A 25,163-nucleotide genomic window follows, 5' to 3' on the forward strand; every position below is an offset into this window, starting at 1 on the left:
GCCTCGTTTCCCTACTTGAACTCGGGGTTAGAGAAAGAGCCCCGCGCCGACATAGGCCGCCAGATAGCAGAGGGTCGCGAGCGAGAGGGCAACCCCGACGCGGTGGCGGACGAGCGTCCAGTCGAGGCCGCGCGTTAACCCGACCGAGAGGACGGTGAGCGCCCCCGCTAGCCAGAGGACGTACGCCCCGACCACGAGGCCGAGTTGGGGGGTCGGCAACGCCCCCGCGCCGAACTGGGTCGCCGTCCCGGCCTGTGCGACGCGCGCGGACAGCGCGACGGTGGTCCCGCCCACCACCGGCCCGAAGATGGCGGCCGTGTTCGACAGGGTATCCGTGAGTCGCGAGAGGTCGCGACGGGCCTCGCGCTCGACGCGTTCGAGTTCTTCGAGGTGTGTCGCCGTCGCGACCAGCGCGTCTCCGGCCGGTCGACCCTCGACCGCCGCGAGGTCGAACAGCGACGCCACCTCGCGGAGTCGCCGGCTCGGAACCGCCCCGACCGCGTCCGAACACGCCTCGCTGACGGGGATTCCGAGGCGTCGCTGTCGGCGCGCCACGTCGTCGAGGAGCGAGCCAGTCGCGCCCGGAACCCGCTCGGCGGCGTCGGCAATCGCCGTCTCGACGGCATCACCGGCCGCGACTCGCCGGCCGACGAGATAGCACGCGTCGTGTAACTCGGCTTCGACCGCCTCGACCCGTTCGGACACTCGCTTCGCCGCGCGGGCGTCGACGACGAGCGCCACCCCGCATCCGAGACCGACCGCCGCAATCGGTGCGGCCCACGGTGCGACCACGCGAGCGGCGACGACGGCGCTGCCGACTGCGGCGACGGCGCCGCTGGCGACACTTTTCCACCGGCTGCTCGGTACGTCCGGGTGGGTGCGAGCGACGTGTGGCGGTGGAAAGGCGACGGGGCGGCGGGCCAGTAGCCACGCGCCCGCCACCAGCACGCCGACTGGGAGCACGCCGTCGTACAGCACGGCGAGCAGCGGCAAGGAGAGCCGGACGCCCGTCGCCCGGGCGGCGGGAAGGACGCCCACCAGCGCGAGCGGAAGGAGGACGCCGAACGCGTAGAGCCCAGTGACTGCGCCCCTGATTTCGCTCGTGAACGACGCCAGTTCGTCTCGAACGCCGTCGAGCGACGCCTCGACGGCCCGGTCGAGCTGTCGGTCACGCTCCGCCGGCGATGCGGATGCCGCGGCGTTCAGTCGCGCGACCGACCGCTCCAGCGCTGGAAACTCGACACTCCACTCCTGAGCGAATCGCTCGAAGCCACTCCGCGGCGTCCCCGCCGCCCGCTTGACGTGAATGGTCAGGCTTCGGGCGAGGGCTCCCGTCCCCGTTTCGGCGGCGAACGCCGCGGCGCGTTCGACCGTCGGGTCGATTCGTAGCCGGAGGGCCGCCCGGCCGACGAGCGACGCTGCCGACCCCAGCGCTCGCGTCCGAGCCATCGTCGCCAGAAACGGCGGCCCGTGGCGAGCGACGACTGGGATGGCGAGCCCGACTGCACCGATTCCCGCACCGACGCCGATGCCGATACGCGAAGTCGAGACGACGGTCAGCACCGTCGCGACGACGACACCGAGGGCGAGGACGGCCGACGCGACGACCCGCGCCGCTCGCTCCAGCGTTTCGGCGTCGACTCCGGCGTCGAGATACGCGAGCGCCCGGTCGAGTTCCGGCGCCGGTTCTGGTTGCCACGGCCACCACGACGCCACGTCGCTCATCGAGAGACCCGTCATCCATTCACCCGGCGGCGATGGGCCGTATCGACCGCGTCGGGCGCCGTCCGCTCGGTGTCGACGAGACGCGACAGGAGCGATTCGCGCTCGTCGAGCGCGTCCAGTACGTCCGCGTAGGACTCGTCCGGCCGGGCGAGCGACGCGACGAGGTGGCTGTTCCCCCGTCGGACGACACCCGTCGATTCGGGTCCGTCGCTCCCGAGTTCGAACAGCGTCTCGAACGTGACGGTGCCGTCGGCGGTTCGAACTTCCTCGATGGACGCCACGCGACGACGCCCGTCGTCGGCGAGAGTGACGAGGAGGTCCGTGGCGCCGAACGACGACGCCGGCACGCCGAGGTCGGTCACGACGCGTTCGACCACCGCGTCCGCGCCGTCACCGTGAATCGTCCCGAGGACGGCGCTCGACGCGGCGCCGACGCGCATGGCCTCGTAGAGCGTCCCTGCCTCCTCCCCGCGAACCTCGCCGACGACGAGCGCACCGTCGCCCAGTCGGAGCGCCGTGCGCAGCGCCTCGGTCGCCGACAGTGCCGGGCCATCGGTCGATTCGGTTCGGATAGCTTGCACGTCGCGCCCTGCGTCTCGAAGCACCGTGACGGGGAGTTCCGGCGTGTCTTCGACGACGACGGTCCGCGTCGCCGGCGGGAGTTCCCACAGGAGCGCGGAGAGAAAGGTGGTCTTGCCTGCGCCGCGCGGGCCGGCGATGAGCCCCGCCGCGGCGCGGTCGACGGCGAGCGAACAGAGTGCCGCCGCCTCGACCGATAGCGTGCCGTTGGCCACGAGCGCCGGTAGCGTCCACGCCGAGGTTCCGTGACACCGAAACACGAACCCGGTGCCGGTGCTGGCAGGGTCGGTGACGCCCGCGACGCGAACCCGCTCGCCGAACGGCCCCTCCGTCGTGGCGTCGAGTGTCGGCGCCGCTCGCGAGAACCCGCGCCCGCTCTCCCGACGGAATCGGGCGGCGAGAGCGGCGGCTCCCTCGCGCGTCAGGTGGACGTTCGTCGGCAGGCGCTCGCCGTCGATAGCCACCCGGACCGGGCCGTCGCTCACCGGCGCCGTGACCGTGACTTCGGAGACCTGCGGGTCGGCAAAGAGGTCGTCGAGCACGCCGTGGCCCTGCGTGTGCTTCCGGAGGACGCGCTCGACCGCCGCGGCCGACGCGCCGTCGGTATCGACGCCCCTGACGGCGCGGGCGAGCGCCCGGTCGTCGATCGCGTCACCGTCCGAGAGTCGCTCGTAGGCGGTCGACAGCGCCTCCAACGCCGCGTCGTCCAGCCGCCAGCCGAGCGGGTCGAGCACGTAGCGGTCGCCGCGCTCGGTCCGGTAACGCCGCGCCGTCGCGCCGGTGTCGAGGTCCCGACTATCGAGAAGCGTCGCGCCCGCCGGTGGCCCGTCCACGAGTCGCGAGTTCGCTATCATCGGCCCGACGGTCGCACGAAGCGCGTCCGCGTAGCCGTCGACCCGGTCCCGGCCCGCCGCCAGCCCCGACGAGGCCGCCAGTCGCTCGACCGGCCCGGCGCGTCCCGTCGCCTCGCGAGCGGCACCCAGCGGGTCGCGCCGCGCTCGCTCGGCCAGCGTCTCGTCGTGGACGGCCACACGCGCCGCGAACCGGCCCGCTGCAACCAGGAGGCCGACCGCGCCGTCGTCGTAGACGCGCTCACGGCCGGCCCGTCGGATACGGAGGGAATCGGCCTCGTGGCGTGCGAGCGCGTCGACGACCGTCGCCCGACAGTCCGGTGAGTCGACGAGGTCACCGCCGCCGGGGCAGTCGCTCGCCTCGACGACGAGCGTCGCCTCCCCGCTCGGACCGGTCGCGTCGCGAACCGTCGGCTCGCACCGACACCGCGTCCCCTCGTCGCCGTCGCGCAGTCGTTCGAGCAGTCTCATGCACCGGCTTGCCGCGCTATCGCTTTTGAACCTCAGCCCCGGGTGACGACGACGCCGACGCCGTCCGAGCGGACGAGCGAGAGGTCGAGCCGATACCGGCCCCCGGCGTCGAAGGTTATCCGACCGTTCGGCGTCCGGAGGTCGACCCCGCGGAGCGTCGTCCGGTGTGGCGATTCGCCCGCGAGCCGGTAGCCGACTTCGTCGTCGTCGCCGTCGAGCCACAGACTCGCGTCGGCGGCGGTCCACGACCGTTCGAGGAGCCGGAATTCGACGAGGCGGCGGGCGCCGCCCACGCTCGGCCGCGTCGGGTCCTCGTGGGCGGTGAGCGAGTGCGCCGCTCGCTCCACCCGCTCAGTGACGCGGTCGAGGTGAATCGCCGTTCGCGCCGTCCGGCTCTCGTCGATAGCGGGTGTCGCCGCCGCCAAGAGTGCGACTGCCAACAGCACCGCGAGGACGACCCGAATCACAGCAGTCGCCGGAGCCGCTCGCCGAGCGACGCCGATTCGGAGTCCTCGACTGGCTCCGGCTCCTCGGTCTCTGCCGCCATCTCCGCGAGCGCCGCGTCGCTCCGTGCTTCGACGGTTTCACCCAGTCCGTCCGGGTCGTCATGCGCGCCCGCGCTGGTGGTCGTCACGTCTCGCCGTCTTGCCTCCGGTCGTCCCGTGTCGGTGGCCGTTCGAGACTGTCTGCCGGAGTCGGCGCCGGTCGGTGTGTCCTGTCTCGATTCGCCGTCGTCGACAGGAGCGGGTCCGTCGGCGTCGAACTCCGGCGTACGTCCGGTATCGCGCTCGATTCGCTCCTCGACGTCCCGGAGTTCGGTTTCGAGTCGCTCCACCCGCGCGACGGCGTCGTTCGCCCGGCGCTCGACCGCTTCGTCGACGGCGCGGACGCCGCCCGCGAAGCCACGGAGCGCCTGTACCGTCGCCTCCAGTTCCGCCACCCGGTCGTCGAGTTCCGCCACCGCCGACTCCGCGTCGTCGAGGCGTGTCGCCATTCGGGCGGTGTCCGGGAGGCCGTCGTCGGCGTGTCCGTCGGTCACGGCGCGTTCGAGTGCGGCGACGCGTTCGGTCAGCGTGTCGTCGGCCATGCCACGCGGTGGCCTCGCTATCGCACCTAAAAGTTCGCCCCGTTCGCGGCGGTGCGTTGAAGGGGTCGCACGACACACGTCTGACGTATGAAGTCCGTCCTGATTGGTGTCGGACAGGCTGGCGGCAAGGTGACCGCCGCGCTCTCCGAGTTCGACACGCGCAACGGCTTCGGTGCGGTCGTCGGGTCGCTCGCGGTCAACAGCGCCCGCTCCGACCTGCAGTCCCTCCCGCTCGACACCGTCCTCATCGGCGGCGCACAGGTGAACGGTCACGGCGTCGGCGGCGACAACGAACTCGGTACGGAGGTGATGCGAGACGACGTACAGGAGGTCCTCGGCGCTATCGACGGCCGGACGACGGCCGAAGCCGAGGCCATCTTCGTCGTCGCGGGCCTCGGCGGCGGAACCGGGAGCGGCGGCGCCCCGTATCTCGTCAAGGAACTCCAGCGGATATACGACATCCCGATTTACGGGCTGGGTATCCTCCCCGGACGCGACGAGGGCGCGCTCTATCAGGTGAACGCCGGACGCTCGCTGAAGACGCTCATCCGCGAGGCCGACGCCACCTTGCTCGTCGACAACGACGCGTGGCGGTCGTCGGGCGAGAGCCTCGAATCCGGGTTCGAGGCCATCAACGAGCGCATCGCCCGGCGCGTCGGCCTCCTCCTCGCCGCCGGCGAGGCCGTCGAGGGCGTCGGCGAGTCCGTCGTCGACAGTTCAGAGGTGATGAACACCCTCCGCGGTAGCGGCGTCGCGACGCTCGGCTACGCCGCCGCCGACGCCTCGTCCGACGCCGCGGCGAACGTCAACGTCGTCACGAGCACCACCCGCCGCGCGGTGCGCTCGGGGCTGAGCCTCCCCGATACGACGCGGGCGGAGCGCGGCCTCCTCGTCGTCGCCGGCCGCCCGAACGCCATCTCACGCAAGGGCGTCGAGAAGGCTCGCTCGTGGCTGGAGACCGAGATAGATTCGATGGAGGTCCGCGGCGGCGACTTCCCGCTCCGTCAGGACCGAATCGCGTCCGTGGTTCTGCTCGGGGGTGTCGCCGATTCGGACCGTCTCGACGAGTTCCTCGAACGGGCGAAGCAGGCGGCTCGCAAGGCCGAGAAAGAGGAGTCCGAAACGTCGCTCGCAGACGACCGAATCGACGGGCTGCTCTGAGCTACTTCGACTTGACGAGGCTGCCACCGTCGAAGTCGGTCCGTCCGTAGTCGACGTCCATCAGGTCGAGGATGGTCGGCGCGATGTCGAACAGGTCTGCGTCCGTGATGCTGACGTCCGGGTCGTCGACGAACAGCGTCGCGTTGTCGAAGCTGTGCATCCCGTTTCGCGGGCCGATACCGAACACGTCTTCGTGACCCTTGAACCCCGATTTGAGGTCGAAGCCGTGGTTCGGGATTGCGATGAGGTCCGGCGCGATGTCGTCGTGAGCGCCCCGGAAGGCCTCTTCCTTCTCGACGACCCGCTCACACACCGGGTTGCCGTCGGGGCCTTCGAGCGCTTCGAGCGCCGCCTTCAGTTCGTCGCGCGTCGCCTCGTACTCGTCCTGTGGCACCGACCCCCGTGGTTCGCGGCCTTCGAGGTTGATGTAGAAGCGACCGGGGATGAGCGAGTAAGCGCGTGACTCCTCGGCGATGTCGGTCAGGTCGTCGTGGTCGTCGTCCTCGAAGGAGAGCCAGCCCTCCTGCTGGAGCCACGCGTTGCAGTGGACTTCGTAATCGAGGGAGGTGAACCCGTGGTCGCTGGCGATGACGAGTGTCACGTCGTCCGGGAGCATGGACCGAATCTGGCCGATGTAGTCGTCGACCGTGCGGTAAAAGTCCATGAACGCCTCCTTGTTCTCCCCGTCGCGCTCGTAATCTTTGAACAGGAAGTGGTTGACCCGGTCGGTCGTCATGAAGACGCCGAAAAACAGGTCCCAGTCGTCTTCCTGAAGGTAATGCGAAAACGCCTCGAAGCGGGTGTCGAGGGTCTCGTGAGCGTCTTCGACGAATTCGCTCTTGTCGTCTTTGTGCCCGAGTTTGGCGTTGACGTCGATGGCGTAGTCGATGGACTGGAGGTAGTCGCGGAGTTCGTCGGGCGTGGCGGCCTTGTCGACGCCGGGCGACAGGAAGCCAGAGACCATCCGCGAGACGTTGCGCTGGGGCGGGAACGTGACGGGAACGTTCATCACCGTCGCGGTTCGGTCGGCCTCGGCTAGCCGGTCCCAGATGCGGGGCGCCTGGACGTCCTGTCCCATCGGGACGTAGGTGTCGTAGGAGCCGGCCTCGCGGTCCTGAAAGCCGTAGACACCCGTCTCACCGGGATTGACGCCGGTCGTGAGCGCCGGCCAACAGGCGCTCGACTCCGGCGGGACGATGCTATCGATGGCACCGGAACTCCCCTCGTCGGCGAGTTCTGCGAAATTCGGAAACTCCTCTGGATGATTCTCGAGAAGACTAAACGGCACCCCGTCGATGCCGATAAACGCGACGCGCGGATGGTCCTCTCCACGCAGTCGATCGAACAGACCCATACCATGGCATGCCCGTCTCGGAATAAGTATCTTCGTTTCCCGACTCATACGGACGCAAGCCACGACACGCGGCGAATCCTGTTAGGGAACCGTACCTCGTGGGCCGGGTTCGACCGCCGTCAGCTCCCATCCGACCACCATAATCGCGAGACAGCGGCGTGTTAATCTCACGTACCAAACCCCCTATTATCTCTTCGTCCCACGGTTCGTGTATGAGCACGAGTGCCGCGGGCAGCGACCTCAACGAGAAACAGCGACGCATCCTCGGATACCTGCGGGAACAGGCGCCGACGAAGACGTATTTCAAATCCCGGCTCATCGCACAGGAACTCGGAATGACTGCCAAAGAGGTAGGAGCAAATATGACCGCCATTCGAACCGGCGAGTTCGACGTCGATGTCGAGAAGTGGGGGTACTCCTCGGGGACGACGTGGAAAGTCGACGTTCAGGGGTCGTAACTGAGCAGAGAGGCGGCGTCGGCGGCGAAGGCCCGCGTCTCGTCGTCGAAGGAGTCCGCGTACTGCACCAGCAGCGTGATGACCGTCTCGGGTCGGGTTATCGCGTAGCCGTCCGTCCGGTCGAGAAGGCCAGCGTCGTCGAGTTCTGAGGCGTACGTACTCACCGTCGCTCGCGAGACGCCGAGCGCCTTCGCAATCTCGCTCCCCGTCGCAGTCGGGCGCCGGAGCAGCGTCAGCACCATCCCTCGCGGCGTCTCGCGGCGGAGGTAGCCGAGCGCGACCTGTTCGAACGTCGAGAAGCGGTCTGCGATGAAAAACCGGCGGTAGTCGCCGTCTCGACGCGACACGAGCGCGCCGTCGTCGAGGAGACGCCGGAGGTGGTGTTGGGTTTCGCCCGTGCCGAGTTTCAGGTCGTCACGGAGTTTCGAGAAGTGCGCCCCCGGTGTCGTGTTCACGTAGCCGAGGATGGCGTCGCGGGCGTCGGTGCCGTCGGTCGCCGCGCGCGCCTCACCCGTACTCAGCCCGGCGAGCGGCGTCGCCGCTCCCAGTGCGGCGAAGCGTCGGAGCGTTGCCCGTTTCTCCGTGTCGACTCCCTGCCCCCGGTCCCCATCCGGCATTGACATATACTCTCTGGCGTCGGGCTGGCAAAAGGGTGTCGCCGACGCGTGAGCGCTACTCGGAGTCCGTCTCCGGCTCTGGTTCGCCCTCGCCGACCGCCTCCGGTGGCTCGTCGGCGTCTTCGATGACGTCGCCGGCGCTCTTGATGCTCGTTCCCGACCCCGACCCCGACTTGATGGCTTCCGCTTCCTGTTCGAGTTCTTCGATGTCCATCTCTGCCGCCTCGTCTATCTGCCCGAGAATCTCCTCGATGTCGTCGAGGCCGATGAGTTCGCGCGTCTCGTCGTCGAACTCCAGCGAGTCCAGTCCGTCCATCTCTTGGATGTCGCTCCCGGTCAACTGCTTGCCGTAGCGGCCGACCAGCGAGGTGAGTTCCTGCGGGAGGACAAAGGTCGTCGATTCGCCCTGACCCATGCGCTCCAGTGTCTCCATCCCCTTGTCGATGACGGCGCGTTCACCCATCGACTCCGCGGATTTCGCGCGGAGGACGGTCGAGATGGCGTCACCCTGCGCTTCGAGAATCTGACTCTGTTTCTCACCCTGCGCGCGGATGATGTTCGACTGCTTCTCACCCTGTGCCGTCTCGACGGCGCTCCGTCGCTCACCCTGCGCTTCGAGAATCATGGCTCGGCGGCGACGCTCGGCCGACGTCTGTTGCTCCATCGCTTGCTGGACGTCTTTCGAGGGGTTGACCTCGCGAACCTCGACCGATTCGACGCGGACGCCCCACTCGTCGGTCGGTTCGTCGAGTTCCTTCCGGATGCGCGCGTTAATCTCTTGGCGCTTGTTCAGCGTGTCGTCGAGTTCCATGTCCCCCAGCACGGCTCGGAGCGTGGTCTGGGCGAGGTTCGAGACAGCCATCTTGTAGTTGTCGACTTCGAGAAACGCCTTCCGGGCGTCCATCACCTTGATGTAGACGACGGCGTCCGCCGTCACCGGCGAGTTGTCACGGGTGATTGCCTCCTGCCGCGGGACGTCGAGGGTCTGTGTCCGCATGTCGAAGGCGTACGTTCGCGAGACAAATGGCGGGATGAACGTAATCCCCGGTTCGAGCAGGCGACGGTACTCGCCGAACACCGTCAGCGCCTTCTTCTCGTAGGCGTCGACGATTTCGACCATCTGATAGACGGTTACGATGGCGAGAAGCAGGACGAGGATGCCGACGACCAGCGGGCCGACGCCGACACCGAGTTGTAAGGTAACGGGGTCCATGGCGGGCATTGGGTTGTGTCCGGCAAAAGGGTTCGCCCGCTGACGACTGTGAACCGCTACTCGTCGACTTCTTCGACCCGCTTGCCAGTCGCCTTCGGAATCACGCGCCGGTCGGCGTCCTCCCACTCCCGGTCGAGTTCGTCGCCGTCGAACAGGCGGTCCAGAAACACCGCCAGCGCCGCCACCTCGGAGTGGGGCTGGTTCGTCACGCCCACGTTCCAGTCGGCGCGGTCGTACACCTCGAAGTCGACTTTGCCCGCGCCGACGACGAGCAAGAGCGGGTCGTCGCGGTGGCGCTCCCTGATGGTCGGCGTCACCTCCTCGACGGGTTCGCCGTACATCGTGAGGTGGACGACCGGCCCCTCCCAGTTTTCGAGCGTCGGGCGATAGGAGTCGGTGACCGTCACGTCGAAGGGGCCGCCGAAGCGGTCGGTGATGTCTTCGACCGTCTCCGCGGCCTGTGTGGTGTTGCCGACGAGGATGGCCCGGTCGGCGCCGAGCGCCCGCGCCGTCAGGGCGACGTGCGTGGTCATGCGGTCGTCGCGGCCGGGGCGATGGCCCAGTCGCAACACGACGACCTCCGGGGAGTCCTGCATACTCCAGTCCAGACGGCCGAGGGGGTAACGGTTTTCGAATCGACCGGACCGGAAGGCACTTGCGCCGGCCGCGGGATGCGTCGCTATGGACCTCACCGACCGAACGGTGGTGATAACCGGCGGCGCGGGCCTCATCGGCTCGCATCTCGCCGCTCGCCTCGCGCCCGACAACGAGGTCATCGTCGCCGACGACCTGTCGAAAGGCGACGCCGACCGCCTCCCCGACGACGCCCGACTCGTCGTCGCCGACGTGACCGACCCCGACGACGTGGCCGACGTCGTCACCGAGGACGTCGACGTTATCTTCCACCTCGCGGCGTACACCGACACGAACTACGCCGACCCGCGACAGCTGTTCGAGGAGAACACCGAGATGACCTACACCCTCCTCGAACGCGCCGACGAGGTGGGCGTCGACGGCTTCGTCTTCACCTCGTCGTCGACCGTCTACGGCGAGGCCCCCCGCCCGACACCGGAGGATTACGCTCCGCTCGAACCCATCAGCGAGTACGGCGCGAGCAAACTCGCCGACGAGGGGCTGGTGTCGACCTATGCCCACTCCTACGACCTGCAGGCGTGGACATTCCGCTTTGCCAACATCGTCGGCCCGCACCAGCGCGGGAACGTCGTCCCCGACTTCATCGAGAAACTCCTCGATAACCCCGACTCGCTCACCATCCTCGGCGACGGCCGGCAGGAGAAGTCGTATCTCCACGTCGAGGACTGTGTCGACGCTATCTGTCACGTCGTCACTCACGCCGACGCCCCGCTCAACACCTACAATCTGGGGTCGCGGACGACCACCTCCGTCAACCGCATCGCCGACATCGTGAGCGACGAGATGGGACTGGACCCCGACTACGAGTACACGGGCGGTGACCGCGGGTGGACGGGCGACGTGCCGAAGATGCGGCTCTCGGTCGAGAAGCTCTCGGCGCTGGGCTGGGAGCCGCCCGAATCGAGCGACGACGCCGTCCGACGCGCCGCTCGGCAGTTGCTCGACGAACTCGCATAGACACCCCTTTACTCGTCGCGGCCCATCCGTTCGACGTGCAGTTCGTCGGCTACGACGCGGGCGACGGCGGCCTCCTCCTGAGCGACGGCTCGGAGTCAGCCGTCGAGTACGTCTCCCTCGACCCCGGTGAGACGCTCGCCTACCGCCTCGGCGAGCGCCACTGTGCGGGCGTCGTGACCGACGCCGGCCACCGCCCCTGCGACGCCGACGACGCCCCTCGCTGTCCCCAACACACCTCGACGTGGGTCTGTGCGCGATGTACGGGCACCTGTCTCAAAGACGAGATGGACTGTTTCGACGACCACGCCATCTACCTCGCGGCGTTCGCACCGGACACGTTCAAGGTGGGAGTCACGAAGGAGTGGCGGCTGGAGACGCGGCTCCGCGAGCAGGGTGCGGACCGCGGCGCCCACATCCGCACCGTCGAGAACGGGCGCATCGCCCGCAAAATCGAGGCCGAACTGGCGACGGAGATTTCCGACCGGGTGCGGGTGCCGACGAAGCGGGCCGGCCTCGCCGACTCAGTCGACGAATCGGCGTGGGACGCCCTCTGTGACGACTTCGACCCCATCGAGCGGTTCACGTTCGACTACGGACTCGACCTCTCGGAGCGACCGGTCGCGGAGACGCTGGCAACGGGGACGGTCCGCGGGACGAAGGGCCGCTTGCTCGTCTTGGAGCACGCCGGCAGCACGTACGCCGTCGACCTGCGTGACCTCGTGGGGTACGAGGTTCGCGAGGGCGGCACGGACAGACGGCTCCAGTCGAGTCTCGGCGCGTTCGGATGAGTCAGGCGGCCCGCTCCCACGACGGCGCGTCGTCGAGGCGCGGGAGGGCGTCGCGAATATCCATGCAAGCGACGCCGTAGAACCGCTCGCGACCGATTGGAGTTCGGACCCGGACGACGACCGTCTCGCCGGTCACGCGAAAGACAGCGAGCGACCGCGCCGACCGGACGTGGTCCCACCGACCAACCCGCGTCGACTCGTCGTCGGCGACCACGCGAGCGCCGAGTTCCCAACTCAGCCGACTCACCGAGGAAGCGTCGAACGGCACGGCGTCCGGGAGTCTCGCCCCACCGTTCCCTGTATCGCGTGTGGCCATACCACACGTCGCGCGGCGTCGACACAAAACCCATCCGATTCGGCGCGCGACCCGGAAGACGACAACCCTTTTCGGCGTGGCTCGTGAACCCGCTGGCATGGCAGACGACGAACCTAGCGACGACGGCGCAGAGGGTGGCGACACCGACGGCGAGGAGAAGTCCTTCCGCGAGCGCGTCGAGGAGATTCGCGAGCGTCGCGCCGAGGAGCGCGAAGAGGGCGAGCGCCCCGACCCCGAGGAGATGATGGGCGGCGGCGAGGGTGGCCCCGGCGGCAACCCCTTCGCGCAGATGATGAGCGGCATGATGGGCGGCGGCGGCCCCGGTGGCATGGACGGCGGTCCGCCGGGTATGGGCGGCGGTGGCGGCCCGCCGGGCATGGGTGGCGGTCGCGAGGAGGAGTCGGCCGGCAACGAGGAGCTCGTCCGCGAGGTGCGACAGCTTCGTGACGAGGTTCGCGACGCCACGCGCCAGCTCCAGCGCATCGCGCAGGCGCTCGAAGACGACTAATCTCGACTGACGCGGTCGTAGACGTCCGACAGGCGGTCGACCGATTGGTCGACCCCGTGTTGCTCTCGCTGTTCGAGACACGTCTCCCGGAGCCGCTCACGCTCGTCGAGCGTCCGCCGAATCGACTCGCGGAACGACGCCACGTCCCCCGTCTCGAAGTGATACCCCGTGACGCCGTCCTCGACGGTGTCTTCGAGTGCGCCCTCGTCGGCACCGACGACGGGCGTCCCACAGGCGTTTGCCTCCAGCGCGACCAACCCCTGCGTCTCGACCGGGCTGGGGAAGACGAAGGCATCGAGCGCGCTGTAGAAGGCTGGTAGCTCCTCCCGGTCGAGGAAGCCGAGGAAGCGCGCGTCGACGCCGCGCTCGGTCGCCCGACGCTCTAGGTCCTCGCGAGCGGGTCCGTCGCCCCCGAAGACGACGGTCACGTCGAGGTCGGCGGCGGCGTCGACGATGTCCTGCAGGCGCTTCTCGTAGCCGTGCCGCCCCGTGTAGCCGACGAGCGTCTCGGCGTCGTCGAGACCGTGGCGCGCCCGGAAGGCCGCGGTGTCGACGGGCCGAAACTGCGTCAGGTCGATGCCGTTCGGGATGACAGTCACGGGCGTCGAGACGCCGACGGTGTCGGTGAGATGCGTCGCCGTCGCCTCGCTCGGCGCGAGGACGGCGTCGGCGTGGTCGAGGAACCACCGCTCGTAGCGCTCGCTGACGCGCTCGATACCGGTTTCGACGCTCTCGATGGGCGCCACGTAATCGGCGTACTCCGCCGTCGGCGTGTGGTAGGAGGCCACGAGCGGTCGGTCACGCTTTCGTGCCAGCCGGAGCCCCGCGAGTCCGACAGCGAAGGGCGTGTGCGCATGAACGATATCGGCGTCGCGCACTCGCTGGGGTATCAGCGGCGCCCCAAGGCGGAACCCGGGGTAGAAGGGGAAGGGGAGACTCGACACCGGGTACTCGCCCGCTCGGGGCGCGTAGCCGTCGGTCCGGGGATAGACGACGTCCATCCGGCCGCCGCGCTCGGCCCAGCAGTCGCGCCACGCCTTGACCGTGTAGGTGACGCCGTTGACCGTGGGCAGATAGGTGTCGGTGAAGACGGCGACCGAACGCATTGGCTGCGCTTCGGCGAGGAGGGGTTAATCGCTTGTGACTTCCGCGTCGCCGTCGAGCACCCGCCGGTAGGCGTCGACGAGTTTCTCGCCGACCCGCTCCAGCGAGTGCTCCGCCGCCGTCTCCATCGCGTTTGCGCCCAGTCGCTCCCGGAGCGCCGGGTCGTCGGCGAGTCGGTCCAGCGCCTCGCGGAACTCCGCCTCCGTCTCGCATTTCAGGCAGTCGTGGCCGTGGGTGTAGAACTCCTCGAAAACGGGGATGTCGCGGAGGACGACGGGCTTGCCACAGGCCATCGCTTCGAGGACGGCGATGCCCTGATTCTCCGCTTTGGTCGGGAAGCAGTAGACGTCGCCGGCGGCGAAGGCGCCGCGCTTGTCGTCGACCCAGCCGGTGAAGGTGACGTTCTCGGGCGGGTTCGACGTCCAGCGCCGGACCGTCTCCGAGGCCTGTGGCCCCGAGTCGTAGGGGCCGAACCACGCGAACTCGTAGCCGGTCGTTTGGGCGAGTCGGCAGAACGTCGTCAGGCCCTTGCGCTCGAAGACGTTGCCGACGGAGAAGACCACCAGTCCGTCGAGGTCGAACCGCTCCCGGTACTCGTCGCGGAGGTCCTCGAACCCCGCCAGCGACGCGGTGTCGACGCCGTTGGTTATCGGCTGGATCGGCGCGTCGATGGGATACGACTCTAGGACGCGCTTCGTGTACGCGCTCGGACAGAGGACGAGGTCGGCCTGCGAGTAGAACCAGCGGAGGTAGCGACCGAGGGGGCCGGCGAGGTAGGTCGACCCCCGAAAGCTCTCGGCGAAGTCCTCAGCGGTGACGTGGGCGTGCAACACCAGCGGCGTCCCCGTTCGCTTGGCGTGGCGGGCGACGGCGACCGTTCCCGGTCCAATCATGTTGCAGTGGGCGACGTCGTAGTCGCGCATGGCGCCTCGGCCCCGGAGCGCGCCGGCGACGGCACCGGTCGGCGACCCGCCCCGCCACGGCGACGTGAGGACGGACACGTCCGTCGTCGCCAGCGCGGCGCGTTGCTGGTCGGCGGCGGTACCGATGCCGCTCCGGTCGAGTCTGTCCGCCAGTTCGAGGTAGTTCAGCACCCGCACGGGACGGCGATTGCGCGGTGACGCTCTTGACGCTACCGATAGCGCGACTCGCGGTCGGAAGGCCTTTGCCACCGCGCGGCCCGCGTCGTGTATGGGCATCGCCGCGGAGCGCATCGACCGATTGGCGGCGCTCGCCCGCGCCGCCGTCGCCGAGGGCCGCGAGGACCGTGCCCGCGAGTACGTCCGCCTCGCCCGCCGCATCGCCGAGCGCAACCGCCTCACCCTCCCCCGTTCGTTCCGCCGATTCACCTGTGACGCCTGCGACGCCTACCTCCGACCGGGTCGCAACGCTCGCGTCCGCCTCCAAGACGGCCACGTCGTCGTCCGGTGTGACTGCGGCGCGACAGCCCGCTACCCCTACGACTGAGTCGGGCTGACACGCGAACGCGGTAGTATAAAGTTTCAAACCGGTTCGGCCCCAGTTCCGGCGTATGGATACGCAAGCGCTGCGCAAGCGCGCCCACGACCTCGACGTGACGGTGTGGGTCGGCAAGAGCGGGCTCGATGCAGTCGTCGACGAATGCGACGACCAGCTGAAAGACCGCGAGCTGGTGAAAGTGAAGTTCCTGCGCTCGGCGCGTGGCGGGACGGACGTGGAGACGCTGGCCGCCGACTTGGCGGACCAGACTGACGCGTCGGTCGTCGAGACGCGCGGCAACACCGCGGTCCTGTATCGATGAGCGGCGCGCTGCTCCAGACCGGGGGTGGTGGCGCGATTTCGCAGTTGCTCGCCCGGAACGGCGTCCCCTACGCCGACGCTCTCGGCTCGGCCATCGCCTTCTTCGTCGCGCTCGGCATCGTCTACGCCGTCGGCCGTCTCGTCCTCATCCCGCTCGCAGACCGGGTGATGGACTCGCGCGGGCTGGAGGTCCACGCCCGCCGCCCGCTTCGCAAACTCGTTCTGGTCATCGTCATCTTCGTCGGCATCGCCGTTGCCTTCGGGTTCGCGGGCTACGGCAACTTCCTGCAGTCGCTGGCGACGGTGGCCGCCGCGGCGACACTCGCCATCGGCTTCGCCATGCAGGACGTCATCGCCAACTTCGTCGCTGGCGTCTTCATCTTCACCGACAAGCCGTTCCGCATCGGCGACTGGATAGAGTGGGACGGCAACTCGGGTATCGTCGAGGACATCAGCTTCCGCGTGACGCGAGTTCGCACCTTCGACAACGAACTGCTGACGGTGCCTAACTCCCACCTCACGGACGGCGTCATCAAGAACCCCGTCGCGAAGGGACAGCTTCGACTGCAGGTACCCTTCGGCATCGGCTACGACGACGACATCGAGCGCGCGAACGAGATTATCCTCGAAGAAGCCCGCGACCACCCCGGCATCCTCGAGGACCCCGCGCCGTCGGTCCGACTGACCGAACTCGGCGACTCGTCGGTCGTCCTCAAGTCCCGCGTCTGGATTGACGACCCCAGTCGCTCCGACTTCGTGAAGACCCGTGGCGAGTACGTCACCTCGGTCAAAGAGCGCTTCGACGAGGCGGGAATCAACATCCCGTACCCCAACCGGACGCTCGGCGGCTCCATCGAACTCGGTGGCGTCACCGAAGAGAGCATCACCGCAGACGACTAGAGTTCGATTCGCTCGACCAGCCCGCTCTCCTCTTTCGTGTTGATGGCGACGATGCGGACGTACTCCTCCAGCATCGAGTCTTCGAGTTTCTCTTTCAGCAGGTTGTCGACCTGATAGACGCCGGCGGCGTTCACCATCTCGATTTCGACCAGCACCGGCCTGTCATCGCCTTCCGCCAGCGTGACGTTTCGAATCGCCTGACTCGACAGGGTGTTGATGCCGCGGCCACCTTTCTCGTAGGGGATGCGCGAGCGCCCGCGCTCCATGTCGAGGGCGTCGGCGACGCGGATGACGCCCGCCTCGCGGGTCAGCGGGTCCTCCTCCGTGTGATGACAGAGGATGGCGTGCAGCGTCTCGGCTTTCACCCGCACTACGTCGCCCGTGTCGTAGAACTCGGGGAGGAGTCGGTCGAGGAGGTCAGCCGCGAGCGGGATGGAGTAGTAGGCGTGGTTGTCACGGTGGACGACGTGGCCCACGTCGTGGAGCGTGGCCGCGAGCGCGACGATGACGGGTTCGTCGGCCTCGTCGAGGCCTTGGTCGCTCGCGCCGTTGAACGACACGCCCGCTCGCTTCAGCAGTTCGTACAGTCGGAGCGCGCGGTTGCGAACGATACTGATGTGTTTCGGGCCGTGGTCGTTGTACTCCTTGCGCGTGACGGCGTTGACGTTCTGCGCGCTGAGATACGCGGTCACTTCGGGGTCCTCGACCAGCGTCGCGAGGACGCGATTCAGCCGCTCGTCGGGGAAGGCGTGGTCCGCCTCGGGGTCGTACATGCGGAGGCCGTCGTCGTCATCGGTGCTCATACGAGTCGTTTCGTGCCGGCAGAAAAAAGTGCGCTGCCTTCAGGAGTGCGCTTCGGCGGCCGCCTCGCGCACCGCCTCGTAATCCGGCTGGTCTTTCGGACTGCCGCGCCACGTGTAGGTCACCGTGCCGTCGCCGTCGACGACGAACACGGAGCGCTGTGCGACGCGCATCTCGCACGGCGAGAAGGTGTCTGCAACGTCGTAGGCGGCTATCAGTTCCCGCCGCTCGTCGCTGATGAGGCCGAAGTTCAGGTCGTTCTGCCGGCGGAACTCGTTGAGCGTGAACGGGAGGTCGACGCTGACGCCGTACACCGTCGCGCCCACGTCCTCGAACTGCGCCAACTGGTCGCGGAACGTACACATCTCCGTCGTGCAGGTGCCGGTGAACGCCGCGGGAAAAAAGGCGAGAACGATGGGTGCCTCGTCGAGGTGGTCGGACAGAGTGAACGTCTCGACGGTGCCATTCGCGAGCGGGGCGGTGAAGTCGGGAGCGTCGTCGCCGATATCGACCATACCGGGCCTTCGTCCCGCGGCGTATATACTCTCGGCTGTCGGAAATCGATTCGAGTACGAAGGCGAGCGTCGATTTCTCGTCCGGTTACTGTGTCGTCTGCAGGCCCCGTCAGGCTCGGTTTCTGCGAAAGTCAGGACAGCAAAAAGCCTATAATTGCGAACCGGTTAGCAGGTGGTAGTGATGCAAAACGCAATCGTGCCACTGTTCCCCGGGTTGCCCGGCGGGCCGGAGTTGCTCATCGTCCTCTTCGTCCTCGTCCTGCTGTTCGGGGCGAACAAAATCCCCAAGCTCGCCCGCTCGACCGGGCAGGCCATGGGTGAGTTCAAACGCGGCCGCGAGGAGCTCGAACAAGAACTGCAGGAGGGTTCCGAGGACGGCAGTTCCGACACCGACGCGTCGAGTACGGAGTCGGCCACCGAGTCCGAAACGACGACCGACACCGAGACGACGGCCGACACCGAGAAATCGAACTGACCCCACCCGCGGCCCCGACTCTCCGGCTTTCTCCCCGTTTTTCACTTCGTAGTCACACTGGCGAGGCGCGCGACCGATGAGCGAGTCGCTACCCGCCCCGCGCCGGATGCTGGTGGTGGGCTGTCTCGTCGCCCTCGGCGGCTTCGCGGGCGCCAACCTCAGATACGCCGTCTCGCTCGCGGTGCCCGGACTCGGCGGGACCCTTGCCGCCAACGTCCTCGGCTGTGTCGGACTCGGTGCCGTCGTCTACGAGGCTGACCGGCTCTCACGCGAGCTGCGGTACGTCGTCGCGACGGGGTTTCTCGCCTCCTTTACCACCTACAGCACGTTCGCACTTGAAGTCGTCCAGTCACCGACGGCGGTCGGTCTCGCCTACGTCGGCGTGACGTACGTACTCGGCTTCGCCGGCGTCGTCGTCGGGCGCCGACTGGCGCAGGTGATAAGATGAATCCGGCCGCCCTGATTGGTGTGGGTGCGGCCGTCGGCGCCGTCTTGCGCCACGCCACGGGCCAGTACGTCGGTCGTCTGGGTATCCTCGCCGACCGGCGCTTCCCGTACGGCACCTTCACCGTCAACGTCGTCGGCGCGTTCGTACTCGCGCTCGTGACGGCGCTCGGTGCGGGCGAGGACGCCCTCTATCTGCTCGGCACCGGTGCGTGTGGCTCGTACACGACGTTCTCGTCGTTCTCGGTCGATGTCGTTCGACTGTGGGAGACGGGGTCCCGACGGCTCGCCGCGTGGTACGCCGTGAGCAACCTCGCGGGCGCCGTTGGGGCTATCTGGTTGGTGTTTGCGCTCGTCGGCTGAGTGTGGCCCTTACTGCGGCTCGCAGGGCAGCATCTCTTGGTCGTAGTCTTGGTCGCCGACGACGACGGCGGCACAGCCGCCGATGTGACCGAAGTCGTAGTCACACTTGTACTCGTAGACGCCCGGGTCGGGGAAGTAGTGGGTCACCGGCTCGGCGCCGAGGTCTTGGTCCATCTCCCAGTTCGACGCAATCTCGGGGTTCCACGCCATTCGACCGCTCTCCTCGGCCGCCGGATACATCGAGGTGACGCTGTGTGAACTGAGACTCTCCGTCGTCCACTCCACGACCGTCCCCGGGTCGACCTCCGCGACCATGGGGATGAACGTCTTGTTCTCGTTGGTGACGGTGAACGTCGGCGCGTCTTCTGGCGGACCGGAGGGCGTCGCCGTCGCTGTCGCCGTCGGCTCTGCCGTCTCGGTCGCCGTTGCGGTCGCCTCGCCGTCTCCGTTCCCGTTTTCGGAGCCGCCCATACAACCAGCGAGTGATCCAGCGAGTCCAGCTGCCGCCGCGACGACTTTCCTGCGAGTAAATGTCATGGTTCGGTCGTGCAAGGCGCTTAGCGGTTCCCCCTCAAAAATCATTCGAGGTAGAACGACGCACGTACGTCCGATTATCACCCGGCTAGATCGGCCAACAGAATTTATACTCGTGAAGGCCGTGATTCGTGCAATGGCTATTGACGACGCCGAGAACTCCCCCGTTTCGGAGTTCGACGGCACAGTCGTCGACAGCGAGGGTCGCGAGGAGAGCGACGCCGACCTCGCGACGCTTCTCGCGGCGGGCGAGGCGGCAGCGACACGTCTCGACGCCGCTGTCTCGCCGGAACTCGACGACGGCACTCCCGTCGTCAAGGACCTCTGGACGTGGGAAGACTACAAGACCGAGTTCTACTACGACGACGACGGCACGCCCCCGACCGACGGCTCTGGGGAGCCGGTGCCGTTCGACCCGAGCGACGCCCTCGGATTCGACCCCGAACAGACCGAGAACGTGCTGTCGTTCGGGAACGACCTCGCGTCGGAACTCGACGATATCGTCGACGAGCGAACGGTCGACGTCGACGAGAACCTCGACGAGGACGCCTTTTTCCGGACGGAGTTCGGCACTCCGACGGTCACCAACCGCTACGACTTGGAGAAGACGGTGCCGCTGGAGAAAAAGAGCCACTTCCGCGAAATCGACCGCTACTGGGTGAACAAACCCTACGCCTGTGTTGTCATCTTCCAGTCGCGCAAGGAAAACGAGAAGAAGTACTACGTCATCCAGCCCCACACGACGCCCATCGAGGACGACCTTCTCGAGTTCCTCACGGCCAAACTCCAGAACGCCATCAAATACGCCGATGTCGAAGTCGCGGGCGGACTCGACGAGCGCGAGCGCGTCATTCAGGACGAAACCTACGACCTACTGGAGCGGTACGACCTCTACTCCCGGACGTCGGGCCGGAGCCTCCTCGACACCATCGCCAGCAGCGTCGGCGCCGAGGACGCGGACGGGACGGTCGGGAAACTCCTCTCGCGGCTCGGCTGGCGGCCGGCGGAGACGACGACGGACTCGGACGGAGCCCTGTCCGGGCTGAGCGTCCGTCCCGAACCCGCCATCATCGAGGAAGACCCTGCCGACCTCTCCGAGTACCAAGTCGAGAAGCTGCTCTACTACCTCAAGCGCGATTTCATCGGGTACGAGCGCATCGACGGCATCAAACACGACATCAACGTCGAGGACATCTCGTGTGACGGCTACCACTCGCCCGTCTTCGTCTACCACAGCGACTACGAGCAGATTATCTCCAACATCTACCACGGCGACGACGAACTCGACGACTTCGTCGTCAAACTCGCCCAACGCTCGGGGAAAGGTATCAGCAAGCGCCGTCCGCAGGTGGACGCCACCCTCCCCGACGGCTCTCGTGCCCAGCTCACGCTCGGGAAGGAAGTGTCCGACCACGGGACCAACTACACCATCCGGCAGTTCAAGGACGTCCCGTTCACGCCCGTCGACCTCATCAACTGGAAGACGTTCTCGCTGGAGGAGATGGCGTACCTGTGGCTCGCCATCGAGAACAACAAGTCGCTCATCTTCGCCGGCGGGACGGCATCCGGGAAGACGACCAGCCTGAACGCTGTCTCCCTGTTTATCCCCTCGAACTCCAAAATCGTCTCCATCGAGGACACCCGGGAGGTCGAACTCCCCCAGCGCAACTGGGTGGCGTCGGTCACGCGTCCCTCCTTCTCCGACGACGAACAGGGCGAAGTCGACGAGTTCGACCTGCTGGAGGCCGCGCTCCGTCAGCGTCCCGAATACATCGTCATGGGCGAGATTCGAGGCGAGGAGGGGCGGACGCTCTTCCAGGTCATGTCGACCGGGCACACCACGCTGACGACGTTCCACGCCGACTCCGTGGGCGAGGTGCTCAAGCGCTTCACCACGGAGCCGATAAACGTCTCGAAGACGATGTTCTCGGCGCTGGACTTGGTGTCTATCCAGACTCAGACGCGGGTCGGCGGGCGGAAGGTGCGCCGGAACAAGAACCTCACCGAAATCAACTTCTACGACGCCGAGAACGACGAAATCAACGTTCAGGACGTCTACCAGTGGCAGGCCGAGACCGACGAGTTCCTCCGGATGAGCAACTCGAACACCTTGGAGGAGATTCGGTTCGACCGCGGGTGGACCCGCGCCACGCTCGAGGAGGAACTGTTCAAGCGACAGGCCGTCCTCGCCTACCTCATCGAGAACGGGCTCAACACCTACACGCAGGTCGCTGCGACGGTGCAGGCGTTCATCAACGACGAGGAGACCATCCTCGGGCTGATGGCCAACGACCACCTCGAACGGAGCCTCGAAGACCTCCGCGAGATGGAATCCGTCCTCATCGATATCGACCCCGAGAAGGAGGCGATGGTGCCGCGTCCGGACCCCACCGAGGAGGAACTGGCGCGGTGTGCCGACATCCTCGACCGTGCGGAGACGGAACTCCTCGAAGACTACCGCAACGAGTCGGTGTCGGGCATCGACACGGCGCTCTCGAACGTGACGCCCGAACCCGACGTGACGCCCGACGTCAGTCAGACCGAATCGGCGACGACACGGGACGACGGCGAGGCCGAATCGGAGAGTACCGACGAAACGACGCTCGACGACGGGCCAGATACGGAGACGGACGCGACGACGCTCGGTGCCGAGCCGGACACCGACGCCGGCAATGTCGACGTCGACGACGGCATTTCCTTCGACGACGGTGGGGCCGTCGGTGAGACGGACGACTACGGTATCTCCTTCGGCGAGCCAGACGACACTGCCGGCGAGTCGTCGGTCGACGACACGCCGGTCGATGCCGCTGACGGCGACGACGCGTCGGCCGATATCATCGACGGCACGTCCGACGACGACGCGGCGGACGACGAATCGGACGACGCGGGCGTCGACGAATGGGGATTCGGCGACGTAACCGACGCGGACGCCGAGGAGGACTGACGTGAGCCTCGACTCAGCTAGTGGACTGGACCGAAGCGTCGACAGCCTCGGCGACCTGTTCTACCCGCTCTACAAGCTGCTGTTCAACGACGACGGCGACTTCGTGAGCGACGTCGAGACCAAACTCGTGCAGGCGCGGATGGCGACGACGGTCGAACTCTACCTCTCGCGAGCGTTGGCGGTCGGCGTCCTCCTCGGCGCTGTCCTCTGGATAACCGGGACGCTCCTCGGCTACAGCCTCTTTGCGTTCGGCGTGCTCTCCCCCGAGATGTTCTCGACGGGCGCTCGCATCCCCAACGAGACGGTCGTCTCCCTCATCGAGATTATCAAGGTGCCGGCCGCTATCGCCATCCTCGGCCTCGTCATGGGGTCTATCGGGTTCACGACGGGGTTCGGGACGCTCGTCGCCATCCCGTACTCTCGCGCGTCGTCGCGAGAGCGCGAAATCAATATGCTTCTCTCCGACTCCATCTCCTTCATGTACGCGCTGTCGGTCGGGGGGCTCAACCAACTCGAAATCTTGGAGGCGATGGCGCGGGCCGACGACACCTACGGCGAGGTGGCCCGAGAGTTCCAGAGCATCGTGCAGGAGACGGAGTACTTCGGGACCGACTACCGGAACGCGATTCAGCAACAGGCCGTCGAGACGCCGAGCGACGACCTCTCGCAGTTCCTGACGGACATGCTCTCTATCGTCAACTCCGGCGGGAACATGCAGGCGTTTCTCTCCGACAAGAAGGACAAGCACATGCGGACCGCCAAACAGCAACAGGAGGTCACCCTCGACACGCTGGAGCTGTTCGGCGAGATGTACATGACGCTCTCGCTGTTCCCACTGCTGCTCATCATCATCCTCGTCATCATGAGCATGCTCGGCGAGGCGCAGTCGTTCATGCTGTACGCGACGGTGTACGGTCTCATCCCCATCACTGGCGTGATGTTCTTGGTGCTGGTGTCGACGGTGAAAAAGGACGAACCCGGCGACGGCTACCTCGAAACTCCGGGGACGAGCGACCGCACGCAGACGACGTCGCAGGGGCTGTTCAGCCTCGGGCTGATAGAGAACTACATCGGCGAGTTCGGCGTCTTCGACCGCATCAAATCCCGCGAAGGCACCTTCCAGACCAAGCAACTGCTTCGCAACCCGCATCTGTTCTTCCGCGACCACCCCTTGTTCACGCTCGCACTGACGGCGCCCGCGGCGCTCGTCCTCGTCGGCTTCGCGGGGCTGAGCGGGGCGGCACCGACGACGTGGGACGGCATGGTTCAGGCACCCGTCTGGGGAACCTTCATCTGGCTGTACGTCCCGCTCTATCTCACGCTCATTCCCCTCGCAGTCTTCCACGAGTGGAACGTCCGCGCCCGCGCCGCAATCACGGGCAAACTCTCCGACAACCTCCGCAAACTGTCGAGCGCGAACGACACGGGCCAGACCCTGCTCGAATCCGTCCAGACCGTCGCCGACACGTCGTCGGGGAAACTCGCCGACGAGTTCGACGTCATCTACGCCAAGGTGAACTACGGGATGAGCCTGCGGAACGCCCTCATCGAGTTCAACAACAAGTACCACGTCCCGCGACTGGCGCGGACGGTCAAACTCATCGGCAAGGCACAGGAGGCGTCGAGCCAGATTACGCAAGTGCTGACGACTGCCGCCCAAGCCAGCGAGAATCAGGACGACATCGAGCGCGAGCGGCGGTCCCGGACCCGGATGCAGGTGGCGATTATCCTGATGACGTATCTCACCCTGCTGGGTGTCATGGCCATCCTGAAAACGCAGTTCCTCGACGTGATGGGCGGTCTGACCCAGCAGGCGTCGGGCGGGGGCGGCGGTGGCTCCTCGCAGTTCGGCGGCAACATCGATACACAGCTCCTGTCGCTGCTGTTTTTCCACGCCGTGACGCTGCAGGCCATCCTTTCGGGTGTCATCAGCGGCTACATCCGGACGGCCAAAATCATGTCGGGTGTCAAGTTCGTCGTGATTCTCCAGACCATCGCACTCGCCGTGTGGTTGGTGGTTGGATGAGTCGCCGCGCCCAGACGACCATCGACTTCGCCATCGGGACGAGCGTCTTCCTCATCGTCGTCGCGTTCGTCGTCGCGTTCATCCCCGGCATCTTCCAACCCTTTACCGGTGGGCCACAGGAGGAACTCGCCGGCGTCGACCGGGTCGCTGACACCGTGGTCTATGACCTCCTCGACGACGGCACCGCCAACGGGCGGGCGACGGTCGACCGCGAGTGTACGATAGCCCTCTTTGCCGGCGGCTCCGACGCTGGCTGTCCCTTCGACGGCAGCGACCCGCTCTCCGAGCAGGTGGCACTCACGACGGGCCAACACGCGAACGTGACCGTCGTCGCGGGTGAGCCGAACGCCCCCGGTGGCGGTCCGAACGCCGTCTGTGCCGACGGCGGACGAATCACCGTTAGCGACGACGCGACGTGTTCGAGCGGTGTCGCTCTCACCACCGGCGAATCGCTCCCGCCCGATGGGGCGTCGGTCATCGGTCGGCGCGTCATCTACGTCGACGGGACGACGGCAACAGTCGTCGTGAGGATGTGGTAA

28 protein-coding genes are annotated in these 25,163 nt (G+C 67.1%); 14 read left to right on the forward strand and 14 right to left on the reverse strand.

What is annotated here, in order from left to right:
* Positions 1-27 precede the first annotated feature (27 nt).
* The 4 genes from ACQUSQ_RS12110 to ACQUSQ_RS12125 are packed head-to-tail and all read right to left on the reverse strand — an operon-like array spanning position 28 to position 4,713.
* Entirely contained in the window at positions 28-1,740 is a 1,713-nt protein-coding gene (locus ACQUSQ_RS12110; protein WP_435069516.1) for a type II secretion system protein, read from the reverse strand.
* Positions 1,737-3,626 carry an ATPase, T2SS/T4P/T4SS family gene (locus tag ACQUSQ_RS12115; protein WP_435069519.1) on the reverse strand — a complete coding sequence of 630 codons (1,890 nt, stop codon included), beginning with the start codon at positions 3,624-3,626 and terminating at the stop codon, positions 1,737-1,739. The genes ACQUSQ_RS12110 and ACQUSQ_RS12115 overlap by 4 nt, the downstream gene beginning before the upstream one ends.
* Before the next feature lie 32 nt (positions 3,627-3,658).
* Positions 3,659-4,093, reverse strand: coding sequence for a DUF7311 family protein (locus tag ACQUSQ_RS12120; RefSeq protein WP_435069521.1), 435 nt, complete (start codon positions 4,091-4,093; stop codon positions 3,659-3,661).
* Positions 4,090-4,713 (reverse strand): DUF7310 family coiled-coil domain-containing protein, encoded by a 624-nt coding sequence (locus tag ACQUSQ_RS12125; RefSeq protein ID WP_435069523.1) that lies wholly within the window; start codon positions 4,711-4,713, stop codon positions 4,090-4,092. Before ACQUSQ_RS12125 ends, ACQUSQ_RS12120 begins: the two co-directional genes overlap by 4 nt.
* A gap of 87 nt (positions 4,714-4,800) precedes the next feature.
* On the opposite strand from ACQUSQ_RS12125, the gene ACQUSQ_RS12130 reads away from it, so the two are divergent.
* Positions 4,801-5,874 (forward strand): tubulin/FtsZ family protein, encoded by a 1,074-nt coding sequence (locus ACQUSQ_RS12130; RefSeq protein WP_435069525.1) that lies wholly within the window; start codon positions 4,801-4,803, stop codon positions 5,872-5,874.
* A 1-nt stretch (position 5,875) separates the two neighbouring features.
* On the opposite strand, the gene ACQUSQ_RS12135 is transcribed toward ACQUSQ_RS12130, so the two are convergent.
* Positions 5,876-7,228, reverse strand: a complete 1,353-nt coding sequence (locus ACQUSQ_RS12135; protein WP_435069527.1) for an alkaline phosphatase family protein — start codon at positions 7,226-7,228, stop codon at positions 5,876-5,878.
* Positions 7,229-7,440: 212 nt separating this feature from the next.
* Between ACQUSQ_RS12135 and ACQUSQ_RS12140 the strand changes: the two genes are divergently transcribed.
* A complete protein-coding gene (locus tag ACQUSQ_RS12140) occupies positions 7,441-7,686 on the forward strand; it encodes a DUF7123 family protein (RefSeq protein WP_435069528.1) in 246 nt (81 codons plus the stop codon).
* On the opposite strand, the gene ACQUSQ_RS12145 is transcribed toward ACQUSQ_RS12140, so the two are convergent.
* From ACQUSQ_RS12145 to ACQUSQ_RS12155, 3 genes are read right to left on the reverse strand one after another with little or no spacing between them, the layout of a single operon-like run.
* Positions 7,674-8,303 (reverse strand): winged helix-turn-helix transcriptional regulator, encoded by a 630-nt coding sequence (locus ACQUSQ_RS12145; protein WP_435069531.1) that lies wholly within the window; start codon positions 8,301-8,303, stop codon positions 7,674-7,676. The genes ACQUSQ_RS12140 and ACQUSQ_RS12145 overlap by 13 nt on opposite strands.
* Before the next feature lie 55 nt (positions 8,304-8,358).
* Positions 8,359-9,516 carry an SPFH domain-containing protein gene (locus tag ACQUSQ_RS12150; protein WP_435069534.1) on the reverse strand — a complete coding sequence of 386 codons (1,158 nt, stop codon included), beginning with the start codon at positions 9,514-9,516 and terminating at the stop codon, positions 8,359-8,361.
* 56 nt (positions 9,517-9,572) lie between these two features.
* Positions 9,573-10,112, reverse strand: coding sequence for a tRNA (cytidine(56)-2'-O)-methyltransferase (locus ACQUSQ_RS12155; RefSeq protein ID WP_435069537.1), 540 nt, complete (start codon positions 10,110-10,112; stop codon positions 9,573-9,575).
* A gap of 85 nt (positions 10,113-10,197) precedes the next feature.
* Here ACQUSQ_RS12155 and ACQUSQ_RS12160 point away from each other — a divergent pair, with 85 nt between their 5' ends.
* Positions 10,198-11,127 carry an NAD-dependent epimerase/dehydratase family protein gene (locus ACQUSQ_RS12160; protein WP_435069539.1) on the forward strand — a complete coding sequence of 310 codons (930 nt, stop codon included), beginning with the start codon at positions 10,198-10,200 and terminating at the stop codon, positions 11,125-11,127.
* A gap of 35 nt (positions 11,128-11,162) precedes the next feature.
* Positions 11,163-11,915 (forward strand): DUF2797 domain-containing protein, encoded by a 753-nt coding sequence (locus ACQUSQ_RS12165; RefSeq protein WP_435069541.1) that lies wholly within the window; start codon positions 11,163-11,165, stop codon positions 11,913-11,915.
* 1 nt (position 11,916) lies between these two features.
* Here the strand turns inward: ACQUSQ_RS12165 and ACQUSQ_RS12170 are convergent, their stop codons facing one another.
* A complete protein-coding gene (locus ACQUSQ_RS12170) occupies positions 11,917-12,231 on the reverse strand; it encodes a hypothetical protein (RefSeq protein ID WP_435069543.1) in 315 nt (104 codons plus the stop codon).
* A gap of 97 nt (positions 12,232-12,328) precedes the next feature.
* On the opposite strand from ACQUSQ_RS12170, the gene ACQUSQ_RS12175 reads away from it, so the two are divergent.
* A complete protein-coding gene (locus ACQUSQ_RS12175) occupies positions 12,329-12,739 on the forward strand; it encodes a hypothetical protein (protein WP_435069545.1) in 411 nt (136 codons plus the stop codon).
* On the opposite strand, the gene ACQUSQ_RS12180 is transcribed toward ACQUSQ_RS12175, so the two are convergent.
* Positions 12,736-13,845, reverse strand: a complete 1,110-nt coding sequence (locus ACQUSQ_RS12180; protein WP_435069548.1) for a glycosyltransferase family 4 protein — start codon at positions 13,843-13,845, stop codon at positions 12,736-12,738. The two genes, ACQUSQ_RS12175 and ACQUSQ_RS12180, sit on opposite strands and share 4 nt — an antisense overlap.
* A 24-nt stretch (positions 13,846-13,869) precedes the next feature.
* Entirely contained in the window at positions 13,870-14,943 is a 1,074-nt protein-coding gene (locus ACQUSQ_RS12185) for a glycosyltransferase family 4 protein (protein WP_435069550.1), read from the reverse strand.
* A 91-nt stretch (positions 14,944-15,034) separates the two neighbouring features.
* On the opposite strand from ACQUSQ_RS12185, the gene ACQUSQ_RS12190 reads away from it, so the two are divergent.
* The 3 genes from ACQUSQ_RS12190 to ACQUSQ_RS12200 all read left to right on the forward strand — a co-directional run bounded on the left by ACQUSQ_RS12190 (position 15,035) and on the right by ACQUSQ_RS12200 (position 16,522).
* Positions 15,035-15,310: a ribonuclease P protein component 4 gene (locus ACQUSQ_RS12190; RefSeq protein WP_435069552.1), complete on the forward strand. Its 276-nt coding sequence runs from the start codon at positions 15,035-15,037 to the stop codon at positions 15,308-15,310.
* A gap of 64 nt (positions 15,311-15,374) precedes the next feature.
* Positions 15,375-15,623, forward strand: a complete 249-nt coding sequence (locus tag ACQUSQ_RS12195) for a YhbY family RNA-binding protein (RefSeq protein WP_435069553.1) — start codon at positions 15,375-15,377, stop codon at positions 15,621-15,623.
* Positions 15,620-16,522: a mechanosensitive ion channel family protein gene (locus ACQUSQ_RS12200; protein ID WP_435069556.1), complete on the forward strand. Its 903-nt coding sequence runs from the start codon at positions 15,620-15,622 to the stop codon at positions 16,520-16,522. Before ACQUSQ_RS12195 ends, ACQUSQ_RS12200 begins: the two co-directional genes overlap by 4 nt.
* Here ACQUSQ_RS12200 and ACQUSQ_RS12205 read toward each other — a convergent pair.
* Positions 16,519-17,325, reverse strand: coding sequence for an HD domain-containing protein (locus ACQUSQ_RS12205; protein WP_435069558.1), 807 nt, complete (start codon positions 17,323-17,325; stop codon positions 16,519-16,521). The two genes, ACQUSQ_RS12200 and ACQUSQ_RS12205, sit on opposite strands and share 4 nt — an antisense overlap.
* Before the next feature lie 39 nt (positions 17,326-17,364).
* Positions 17,365-17,838, reverse strand: coding sequence for a redoxin domain-containing protein (locus ACQUSQ_RS12210; protein ID WP_435069560.1), 474 nt, complete (start codon positions 17,836-17,838; stop codon positions 17,365-17,367).
* A 181-nt stretch (positions 17,839-18,019) separates the two neighbouring features.
* Between ACQUSQ_RS12210 and ACQUSQ_RS12215 the strand changes: the two genes are divergently transcribed.
* The 3 genes from ACQUSQ_RS12215 (at position 18,020) to ACQUSQ_RS12225 (ending at position 19,120) form a co-directional block, all read left to right on the forward strand.
* The gene (locus tag ACQUSQ_RS12215; RefSeq protein ID WP_435069563.1) at positions 18,020-18,313 is read left to right on the forward strand and encodes a Sec-independent protein translocase subunit TatA/TatB; all 294 of its coding nucleotides are present in this window, start codon (positions 18,020-18,022) and stop codon (positions 18,311-18,313) included.
* 76 nt (positions 18,314-18,389) lie between these two features.
* Positions 18,390-18,761 (forward strand): fluoride efflux transporter FluC, encoded by a 372-nt coding sequence (locus tag ACQUSQ_RS12220; RefSeq protein WP_435069565.1) that lies wholly within the window; start codon positions 18,390-18,392, stop codon positions 18,759-18,761.
* Positions 18,758-19,120, forward strand: coding sequence for a fluoride efflux transporter FluC (locus ACQUSQ_RS12225; protein ID WP_435069567.1), 363 nt, complete (start codon positions 18,758-18,760; stop codon positions 19,118-19,120). Before ACQUSQ_RS12220 ends, ACQUSQ_RS12225 begins: the two co-directional genes overlap by 4 nt.
* Positions 19,121-19,129: 9 nt before the next feature.
* Here ACQUSQ_RS12225 and ACQUSQ_RS12230 read toward each other — a convergent pair whose 3' ends face one another.
* Entirely contained in the window at positions 19,130-19,591 is a 462-nt protein-coding gene (locus ACQUSQ_RS12230) for a cupredoxin domain-containing protein (RefSeq protein ID WP_435069569.1), read from the reverse strand.
* 199 nt (positions 19,592-19,790) lie between these two features.
* On the opposite strand from ACQUSQ_RS12230, the gene ACQUSQ_RS12235 reads away from it, so the two are divergent.
* The 3 genes from ACQUSQ_RS12235 to ACQUSQ_RS12245 are packed head-to-tail and all read left to right on the forward strand — an operon-like array spanning position 19,791 to position 25,163.
* Entirely contained in the window at positions 19,791-22,598 is a 2,808-nt protein-coding gene (locus tag ACQUSQ_RS12235) for a type II/IV secretion system ATPase subunit (RefSeq protein ID WP_435069570.1), read from the forward strand.
* Position 22,599: 1 nt separating this feature from the next.
* Positions 22,600-24,624 (forward strand): type II secretion system F family protein, encoded by a 2,025-nt coding sequence (locus ACQUSQ_RS12240; protein WP_435069572.1) that lies wholly within the window; start codon positions 22,600-22,602, stop codon positions 24,622-24,624.
* Complete coding sequence (locus ACQUSQ_RS12245; RefSeq protein ID WP_435069574.1) at positions 24,621-25,163, forward strand: DUF7287 family protein; 543 nt, start codon at positions 24,621-24,623, stop codon at positions 25,161-25,163. Before ACQUSQ_RS12240 ends, ACQUSQ_RS12245 begins: the two co-directional genes overlap by 4 nt.

It is taken from the genome of Haloplanus sp. C73 (assembly GCF_051195115.1).
In the GTDB taxonomy this organism is placed as follows: domain Archaea; phylum Halobacteriota; class Halobacteria; order Halobacteriales; family Haloferacaceae; genus Haloplanus.

What these genes read in the sequence shown, in the direction of transcription:
- ACQUSQ_RS12110 (WP_435069516.1), bottom strand. Translation starts at nt 1,740, where the DNA reads ATGACGGGTCTCTCGATGAGCGACGTGGCGTCGTGGTGGCCGTGGCAA.
- ACQUSQ_RS12115 (WP_435069519.1), bottom strand. Translation starts at nt 3,626, where the DNA reads ATGAGACTGCTCGAACGACTGCGCGACGGCGACGAGGGGACGCGGTGT.
- ACQUSQ_RS12125 (WP_435069523.1), bottom strand. Translation starts at nt 4,713, where the DNA reads ATGGCCGACGACACGCTGACCGAACGCGTCGCCGCACTCGAACGCGCC.
- ACQUSQ_RS12130 (WP_435069525.1), top strand. Translation starts at nt 4,801, where the DNA reads ATGAAGTCCGTCCTGATTGGTGTCGGACAGGCTGGCGGCAAGGTGACC.
- ACQUSQ_RS12135 (WP_435069527.1), bottom strand. Translation starts at nt 7,228, where the DNA reads ATGGGTCTGTTCGATCGACTGCGTGGAGAGGACCATCCGCGCGTCGCG.
- ACQUSQ_RS12140 (WP_435069528.1), top strand. Translation starts at nt 7,441, where the DNA reads ATGAGCACGAGTGCCGCGGGCAGCGACCTCAACGAGAAACAGCGACGC.
- ACQUSQ_RS12145 (WP_435069531.1), bottom strand. Translation starts at nt 8,303, where the DNA reads ATGCCGGATGGGGACCGGGGGCAGGGAGTCGACACGGAGAAACGGGCA.
- ACQUSQ_RS12150 (WP_435069534.1), bottom strand. Translation starts at nt 9,516, where the DNA reads ATGGACCCCGTTACCTTACAACTCGGTGTCGGCGTCGGCCCGCTGGTC.
- ACQUSQ_RS12155 (WP_435069537.1), bottom strand. Translation starts at nt 10,112, where the DNA reads ATGCAGGACTCCCCGGAGGTCGTCGTGTTGCGACTGGGCCATCGCCCC.
- ACQUSQ_RS12160 (WP_435069539.1), top strand. Translation starts at nt 10,198, where the DNA reads ATGGACCTCACCGACCGAACGGTGGTGATAACCGGCGGCGCGGGCCTC.
- ACQUSQ_RS12170 (WP_435069543.1), bottom strand. Translation starts at nt 12,231, where the DNA reads ATGGCCACACGCGATACAGGGAACGGTGGGGCGAGACTCCCGGACGCC.
- ACQUSQ_RS12175 (WP_435069545.1), top strand. Translation starts at nt 12,329, where the DNA reads ATGGCAGACGACGAACCTAGCGACGACGGCGCAGAGGGTGGCGACACC.
- ACQUSQ_RS12180 (WP_435069548.1), bottom strand. Translation starts at nt 13,845, where the DNA reads ATGCGTTCGGTCGCCGTCTTCACCGACACCTATCTGCCCACGGTCAAC.
- ACQUSQ_RS12190 (WP_435069552.1), top strand. Translation starts at nt 15,035, where the DNA reads ATGGGCATCGCCGCGGAGCGCATCGACCGATTGGCGGCGCTCGCCCGC.
- ACQUSQ_RS12195 (WP_435069553.1), top strand. Translation starts at nt 15,375, where the DNA reads ATGGATACGCAAGCGCTGCGCAAGCGCGCCCACGACCTCGACGTGACG.
- ACQUSQ_RS12200 (WP_435069556.1), top strand. Translation starts at nt 15,620, where the DNA reads ATGAGCGGCGCGCTGCTCCAGACCGGGGGTGGTGGCGCGATTTCGCAG.
- ACQUSQ_RS12205 (WP_435069558.1), bottom strand. Translation starts at nt 17,325, where the DNA reads ATGAGCACCGATGACGACGACGGCCTCCGCATGTACGACCCCGAGGCG.
- ACQUSQ_RS12210 (WP_435069560.1), bottom strand. Translation starts at nt 17,838, where the DNA reads ATGGTCGATATCGGCGACGACGCTCCCGACTTCACCGCCCCGCTCGCG.
- ACQUSQ_RS12215 (WP_435069563.1), top strand. Translation starts at nt 18,020, where the DNA reads ATGCAAAACGCAATCGTGCCACTGTTCCCCGGGTTGCCCGGCGGGCCG.
- ACQUSQ_RS12220 (WP_435069565.1), top strand. Translation starts at nt 18,390, where the DNA reads ATGAGCGAGTCGCTACCCGCCCCGCGCCGGATGCTGGTGGTGGGCTGT.
- ACQUSQ_RS12225 (WP_435069567.1), top strand. Translation starts at nt 18,758, where the DNA reads ATGAATCCGGCCGCCCTGATTGGTGTGGGTGCGGCCGTCGGCGCCGTC.
- ACQUSQ_RS12230 (WP_435069569.1), bottom strand. Translation starts at nt 19,591, where the DNA reads ATGGGCGGCTCCGAAAACGGGAACGGAGACGGCGAGGCGACCGCAACG.
- ACQUSQ_RS12235 (WP_435069570.1), top strand. Translation starts at nt 19,791, where the DNA reads ATGGCTATTGACGACGCCGAGAACTCCCCCGTTTCGGAGTTCGACGGC.
- ACQUSQ_RS12245 (WP_435069574.1), top strand. Translation starts at nt 24,621, where the DNA reads ATGAGTCGCCGCGCCCAGACGACCATCGACTTCGCCATCGGGACGAGC.